This window comes from Microbacterium sp. (genome assembly GCF_044340635.1).
GTDB lineage: Bacteria > Actinomycetota > Actinomycetes > Actinomycetales > Microbacteriaceae > Microbacterium.
Genome location: NZ_JBIITF010000007.1, coordinates 152,662 through 159,251, shown reverse-complemented (window position 1 = coordinate 159,251; position 6,590 = coordinate 152,662). Strand labels below are relative to the sequence as shown.

Annotated in this window: 6 protein-coding genes; 1 reads left to right on the top strand and 5 read right to left on the bottom strand. The window is 64.8% G+C overall.

All coding sequences use genetic code 11. The features are described 5' to 3' along the window. Window positions 1–110 precede the first annotated feature (110 nt). Entirely contained in the window at window positions 111–326 is a 216-nt protein-coding gene (locus ACIQ0W_RS08590) for a hypothetical protein (protein ID WP_036299946.1), read from the bottom strand. A 115-nt stretch (window positions 327–441) separates the two neighbouring features. Here ACIQ0W_RS08590 and ACIQ0W_RS08585 point away from each other — a divergent pair, with 115 nt between their 5' ends. Next, window positions 442–1,989 (top strand): hypothetical protein, encoded by a 1,548-nt coding sequence (locus ACIQ0W_RS08585; protein WP_396642353.1) that lies wholly within the window; start codon window positions 442–444, stop codon window positions 1,987–1,989. A gap of 101 nt (window positions 1,990–2,090) precedes the next feature. Here ACIQ0W_RS08585 and tuf read toward each other — a convergent pair whose 3' ends face one another. The 4 genes from tuf to rpsL all read right to left on the bottom strand — a co-directional run bounded on the left by tuf (window position 2,091) and on the right by rpsL (window position 6,557). Beyond that, on the bottom strand, window positions 2,091–3,284 hold the full coding sequence (tuf, locus tag ACIQ0W_RS08580; protein ID WP_396642352.1) for an elongation factor Tu: 1,194 nt from the start codon (window positions 3,282–3,284) through the stop codon (window positions 2,091–2,093). A 178-nt stretch (window positions 3,285–3,462) separates the two neighbouring features. Further along, window positions 3,463–5,577 carry an elongation factor G gene (gene fusA / locus ACIQ0W_RS08575; RefSeq protein ID WP_396642351.1) on the bottom strand — a complete coding sequence of 705 codons (2,115 nt, stop codon included), beginning with the start codon at window positions 5,575–5,577 and terminating at the stop codon, window positions 3,463–3,465. A gap of 135 nt (window positions 5,578–5,712) precedes the next feature. Then, window positions 5,713–6,183 (bottom strand): 30S ribosomal protein S7, encoded by a 471-nt coding sequence (rpsG, locus tag ACIQ0W_RS08570; RefSeq protein WP_036299940.1) that lies wholly within the window; start codon window positions 6,181–6,183, stop codon window positions 5,713–5,715. A 5-nt stretch (window positions 6,184–6,188) separates the two neighbouring features. Continuing rightward, window positions 6,189–6,557, bottom strand: a complete 369-nt coding sequence (gene rpsL, locus ACIQ0W_RS08565; RefSeq protein ID WP_036299939.1) for a 30S ribosomal protein S12 — start codon at window positions 6,555–6,557, stop codon at window positions 6,189–6,191. Window positions 6,558–6,590: the final 33 nt, after the last annotated feature.

The window sequence follows — 6,590 nt, the reverse complement described above, 5'->3', positions numbered from 1 at the left end:
TGTCGCCTACGGCGTGTCGCGCGGAGATGGCGGACCGATCGCACGACCATCAAGCCGTCCTCCGCGGGCCATGTCCCACTTTGTCGGGACACCCAGAGGGCTGAGCCGCCCTACTGGTTGCCGATGTGCTTGTCGACGTTGTCGCGCGTCTCGTCGACTTTCGCGTGGTGCTCTTCGGGCACGACCTTCTTGATGGCATCGGCCGCGCCCGCGAGGAGCTTGTCGCTGACGTCCTCGGCCTTCTCGCTCTTCAACGCCTCTTCGATCTTGTCGCGGTTCTGCTCGAACATCTGCTTGCCCTTGTTCACGATGTCGTCAACGCCCACGGTGTCCTCCTCCGGCGCCCGATGGACGCATCACTCCCCCATTCTGCCCCCGGGGAACCCGGCCCGCGAAGCCTCGATGAAACCCGCCGAAACACGACCCTTGTAACATGAGCACATGCTGGGGGCATCTGGGGACACGAACGACCGCGCGAGAGACGAGAACGAGGACTCGACCGTTCCGCATCGATGGCGACGACCATGGCTGTTGCCCGCTGCCGTCCTCCTGTGCGGCAGCGCCATCGTGGCCGGGGGGATCTGGGTGCTCTCGCCGCTCGCCGTGCAGGCGCAATCAGACCCGGCGCCCACCGTCACCTCGATCGTGCCCCTGATCACCTCCACCGTTCCCGCGGGCACGTCGGCGGTGCTCGCGGGCCCGGGCATCGACCCCACCGGAGAAACGGTGTCAACGGACGGGGTGCGCGCCTTCATCGCCGGACTTCCCGCCGAAGGTGTGCGGGCGATAGAGGTTCCGGCGGGCAGCATCATCCAGCTGGACGGGACGATCGAGATCCCGGCCGACACGATCCTGCGCGGGGGCGGGGAGTTGCGCTTCACCGCCGGCATCGCCAACTCTGCCGCCATCAGCGTGATCGGCGACAACGTCGAGATCTCCGGCGTCACGCTGACGAACCCGAACGAGCTGGGGACCGCCGAGGGTGACCGCAATTACGGCATCGAGATCAAGGCGTCCGACGTGCGGGTCATCGGGAACCACATCGAACTGTTCCAGAACGGGATCGCCGTACGTTATGGCGGCGAGTTCCACGACATCGTGATCGCCAACAACAGGGTGAAGGATGTCGTCGGCGTGGGTGGCGGTCCCGCTTCCTCTCAGAATCTCGGTGAGGACCGCGGCGACGGGATCGTCGTCTGGGGTGCTCAGGCGACCGTCACCGGCAACATCGTCAACGCGAAGGAGGGCACCGACGCCCGGGTCGGCATCCATACCGAGAGCATCACACTCGGGAACGCGCAGGACGCCCCCCACTCCGCATCGATGGTGACGATCTCGGGCAACGTCGTGTACGGGACGTTCCGTCGCTCGATCGTGAGTGAGAACGTCGCGCACACCACCATCACGGGCAATACGGTCGCGGATGCCACGTGGTGGAACATCGCCGTGATCCTGCAGTCCCACGACAGCATCGTCAGCGGCAACACGATCCTGTACACCCGAACGGCAGACGACGAGCAGGGCCAGAACTACAGCCCGCGTCGCGCGCCCATCATGATTTACGGCGGGGTCCAGCGGGCACAGGTGACGGACAACTCGCTCGTCGTCAAGCCGAATGCCGTCGCGCGTGCTTTCGTCGTGGTCCAGGGCGAGGGCGATCAGGTGCCCACCGACATCACGATCGATGGCAACACCGGATACAACGAGGGCGGGTCCGTCGCGGACGGCCTCGCGACGGTGGGGCGTGTGGAAGGGCTGCGTGCCACGGACAACCGATTCCACGGCTTCGATGCCGTCGGGATCGCCATCGGGAATCTCGCCTCGTTCCTCATCGATCGGAACGAGCTGCGAGGCTCCGGTGCCGAGGTCGGCATCCGCGTGGGCGCTGACGCCGGTGCCGGGCGCGTGACGGACAACACGATCTCGGGCACCGAATCGGCGGTCGACGCGCCCGGCACCACGCAGGTGGATGGCAACACGGGCCCCTAGGCGCCGTCTACGACGCAGAGGTCGGACCCGAAGGTCCGACCCCGTGTACAACGAAGGGGTCGGACCCGAAGGTCCGACCCCTTGTCAGTGCGTTGCGAAGACTACTTCAGGATCTTCGTGACCGTGCCGGCGCCGACGGTGCGGCCACCCTCACGGATCGCGAAGCCGAGGCCATCCTCCAGGGCGATCGGCTGGATGAGCTCGACCGTCATGTCGGTGGTGTCACCGGGCATAACCATCTCGGTGCCCTCGGGCAGCGAGATGACGCCGGTGACGTCGGTGGTGCGGAAGTAGAACTGCGGGCGGTAGTTCGTGTAGAAGGGGTTGTGACGGCCACCCTCCTCCTTGGACAGGATGTACGCCGTGCCCTCGAAGTTGGTGTGGGGCGTAACCGAACCCGGCTTCACGATGACCTGGCCACGCTCGACGTCGTCACGCTTGGTGCCGCGCAGGAGCAGACCACAGTTCTCGCCGGCCCAGGCCTCGTCGAGCTGCTTGTGGAACATCTCGATACCGGTGACGATCGTCTTCTGCGTCGGGCGCAGACCCACGATCTCGACCTCGGAGTTGATCGCGAGGGTACCGCGCTCGGCGCGACCCGTCACAACCGTGCCACGGCCGGTGATGGTGAAGACGTCCTCGACGGGCATGAGGAACGGCTTGTCCTTGTCACGCACCGGGTCGGGGATCGACTCGTCGACGGCTTCCATGAGCTCGACGATCGCGTCGACCCACTTCTCGTCACCCTCGAGAGCCTTCAGGCCCGAGACGCGGACGACGGGAGCGTTGTCGCCATCGAAGTCCTGGCTCGAGAGCAGCTCGCGAACCTCGAGCTCGACGAGCTCCAGGATCTCTTCGTCGTCGACCATGTCCGACTTGTTCAGCGCGACCATGAGGTACGGCACGCCGACCTGCTTGGCGAGCAGAACGTGCTCACGCGTCTGGGCCATCGGGCCGTCGGTTGCGGCGACCACGAGGATTGCGCCGTCCATCTGGGCAGCACCCGTGATCATGTTCTTGATGTAGTCGGCGTGACCGGGGGCGTCGACGTGCGCGTAGTGACGCTTCGGGGTCTCGTACTCGACGTGCGAGATGTTGATCGTGATGCCGCGCTGGCGCTCCTCGGGAGCGGAGTCGATCGACGCGAAGTCACGCTGCACGTTGGTGGCCGACGGGTACTTGTCGGCGAGCACCTTCGAGATTGCGGCGGTGAGCGTGGTCTTGCCGTGGTCGACGTGACCGATCGTTCCGATGTTCACGTGCGGCTTGGTCCGCTCGAACTTGGCCTTAGCCACTGGGTCCTCCTAGGACATTCGTGTAGATCCTCCGGGCGCTGGATTGCGACCGGTTCTCTACGGGGATTGGTTCTCAGCTTAGTAGAGAGAGTTGAAGTGATTCTGTGTGAAGTTGTGGTCCGGCCCCTTCGCCCGCCGAGGGCTTGCCCTGAGCTTGTCGAAGGGACCGGAAATCGAGCTACTCGCCCTTGTTCTTCTGGACGATCTCGTCGGCCACCGCGCGGGGGACCTCGGCGTAGCTGTCGAACTCCATGGAGTAGACGGCGCGACCGGAGGTCTTCGAGCGCAGGTCACCGATGTAGCCGAACATCTCGGACAGCGGGACGTTCGCCCGCACGACCTTGACACCCGCGGCATCCTCCATCGACTGGATCTGACCACGGCGGCTGTTGAGGTCGCCGATGACGTCGCCCATGTACTCCTCGGGAGTACGCACCTCGACCGACATGATCGGCTCGAGGATGACGGGGTTCGCCTTGCGGACGGCCTCCTTGAAGCCCATCGAACCGGCGATCTTGAACGCCATTTCCGACGAGTCGACATCGTGCGACGCACCATCGAGCAGGCTCGCCTTGACACCCACCATGGGGTATCCGGCCAGTACACCGACGTTCATGGCGTCCTGGAAGCCCTGGTCGACCGGCGCGATGTACTCGCGCGGGATGCGTCCACCCGAGACCTTGTTCACGAACTCGTACGTCGTCTCGGCCGTGACCTCGAGCGGCTCGATCGCGAACTGGATCTTGGCGAACTGACCCGAACCACCGGTCTGCTTCTTGTGCGTGTAGTCGTGACGCTCGACGGCCTTCTTGATCGTCTCGCGGTACGCGACCTGCGGCTTGCCGACGTTGGCCTCGACCTTGAACTCGCGCTTCATGCGGTCGACGAGGATGTCGAGGTGGAGCTCGCCCATGCCCCGGATCACGGTCTGGCCGGTGTCGGAGTTCTGCTCGACGCGGAACGTCGGGTCCTCTTCGGCCAGCTTCTGGATCGCGGTGCCCAGCTTCTCCTGGTCGGCCTTGGTCTTCGGCTCGATGGCCACCTCGATGACCGGCTCGGGGAACGTCATCGACTCGAGCACGACCTGGTGCTGCGCGTCCGAGAGCGTGTCGCCCGTCGTCGTGTCCTTGAGGCCGATGACCGCGTAGATGTGCCCGGCGGTGACAGCGTCGACCGGGTTCTCCTTGTTCGCGTACATCTGGAAGATCTTGCCGATGCGCTCTTTCTTGCTCTTGGTCGAGTTGACCACCTGGCTACCCGAGTCGAGGTGACCCGAGTAGACGCGGATGTAGGTCAGACGACCGAAGAAGGGGTGCGTGACGATCTTGAACGCGAGGGCCGTGAAGGGCTCTTCGCGGTCGGCGTGGCGCTCGATGACGATCTCTTCGTTCTTCGGGTCGTGCGCCTCGATGGCGGGGACGTCCAGAGGAGACGGGAGGTAGTCGATCACGGCGTCGAGCATCGGCTGGACACCGCGGTTCTTGAACGCCGAACCGCAGAGCACGGGGTAGAGCTCCGAGTTGACGGTCATCTTGCGGATCGCGGCCTTGACCTCGGCGACCGTGAGCTCTTCGCCACCGAAGTACTTCTCGAGCAGCGCCTCGTCGGACTCGGCCACCGTCTCGAGCAGCATCTCGCGGTACTTCGCGACGACCTCGGCCATGTCGGCCGGGATCTCCTGCACGTCGTACTTGGCGCCCATGGTGACGTCACCCTTGGAGTCGCCGGCCCAGACGAGGGCGCGCATCTCGACGAGGTCGATCACGCCGACGAAGTCGTTCTCCGTGCCGATGGGCAGCTGGATGACGAGCGGCTTGGCCTTCAGCTTGTTGATGATCGTGTCGACCGTGAAGTAGAAGTCGGCACCGAGCTTGTCCATCTTGTTGACGAAGCAGATGCGCGGGACGTCGTACTTGTCGGCCTGGCGCCAGACCGTCTCGGACTGGGGCTCGACGCCCTCCTTGCCATCGAAGACGGCGACGGCGCCATCGAGGACGCGGAGCGAACGCTCGACCTCGACCGTGAAGTCGACGTGGCCGGGGGTGTCGATGATGTTGATCTGGTTGTTGTTCCAGAAGCAGGTCACGGCGGCGGAGGTGATCGTGATGCCACGCTCCTGCTCCTGCTCCATCCAGTCGGTCGTGGACGCACCATCGTGCGTCTCACCGATCTTGTGGTTGGTTCCCGTGTAGTACAGGATGCGCTCGGTCGTCGTCGTCTTGCCGGCATCGATGTGAGCCATGATGCCGATGTTGCGGACCTTCGTGAGGTCGGTGAGCACGTCTTGTGCCACGGGGATGTCCTTACTTCTCGACTCGGTCGGTCGGGGTGCTTGTCGCTCGGCCGAGCGACCAGGTACAGGGCCGAAGCCCGGGGACGGGCTCGGGGATCGCGGCTTTCGCCCCGGTCCCCGAGCCTGTCGAGGGGTTTACCAGCGGTAGTGCGCGAAGGCGCGGTTCGACTCGGCCATCTTGTGGGTGTCTTCGCGGCGCTTGACCGCGGCACCCAGGCCGTTCGATGCGTCCAGGATCTCGTTCTGCAGACGCTCGGTCATCGTCTTCTCACGACGACCCTTCGCGTAGCTGACGAGCCAGCGCAGCGCCAGGGTGTTGGCGCGGTGCGGCTTGACCTCGACCGGCACCTGGTAGGTCGAGCCACCGACGCGGCGGCTGCGGACCTCAAGGGTGGGACGGACGTTGTCGAGCGCCTTCTTGAGCGTCGCGACGGCGTCCTGGCTGTTCTTCGACTCGACGCCGGCGAGGGCGTTGTAGACGATCGATTCAGCGAGGGACTTCTTGCCATCGACGAGGATCTTGTTCACGAGCTGCGTGACGATCGGAGCGCCGTATACCGGGTCGTTGACGACGGGGCGCTTCGGGGCGGGGCCTTTACGAGGCATGGTGCTTAACCCTTCTTCGCGCCGTAGCGGCTACGAGCCTGCTTACGGTTCTTGACGGCCTGCGTGTCGAGAGCGCCACGCACGATCTTGTAACGCACACCGGGGAGGTCCTTCACACGACCGCCGCGCACGAGCACCATCGAGTGCTCCTGGAGGTTGTGGCCCTCGCCGGGGATGTACGCCGTGACCTCGGTGCCGTTCGACAGCTTCACACGGGCGACCTTGCGCATCGCCGAGTTGGGCTTCTTGGGGGTGGTCGTGTACACGCGCGTACAGACGCCGCGCTGCTGCGGGTTCGCCTTCAGGGCGGGAGCCTTGGTCTTTACGACCTTCGGCGTCCGTCCCTTGCGAACCAACTGCTGAATAGTTGGCACTTCTTCTCCTTGATGGTGCTGCACGGTGACAGC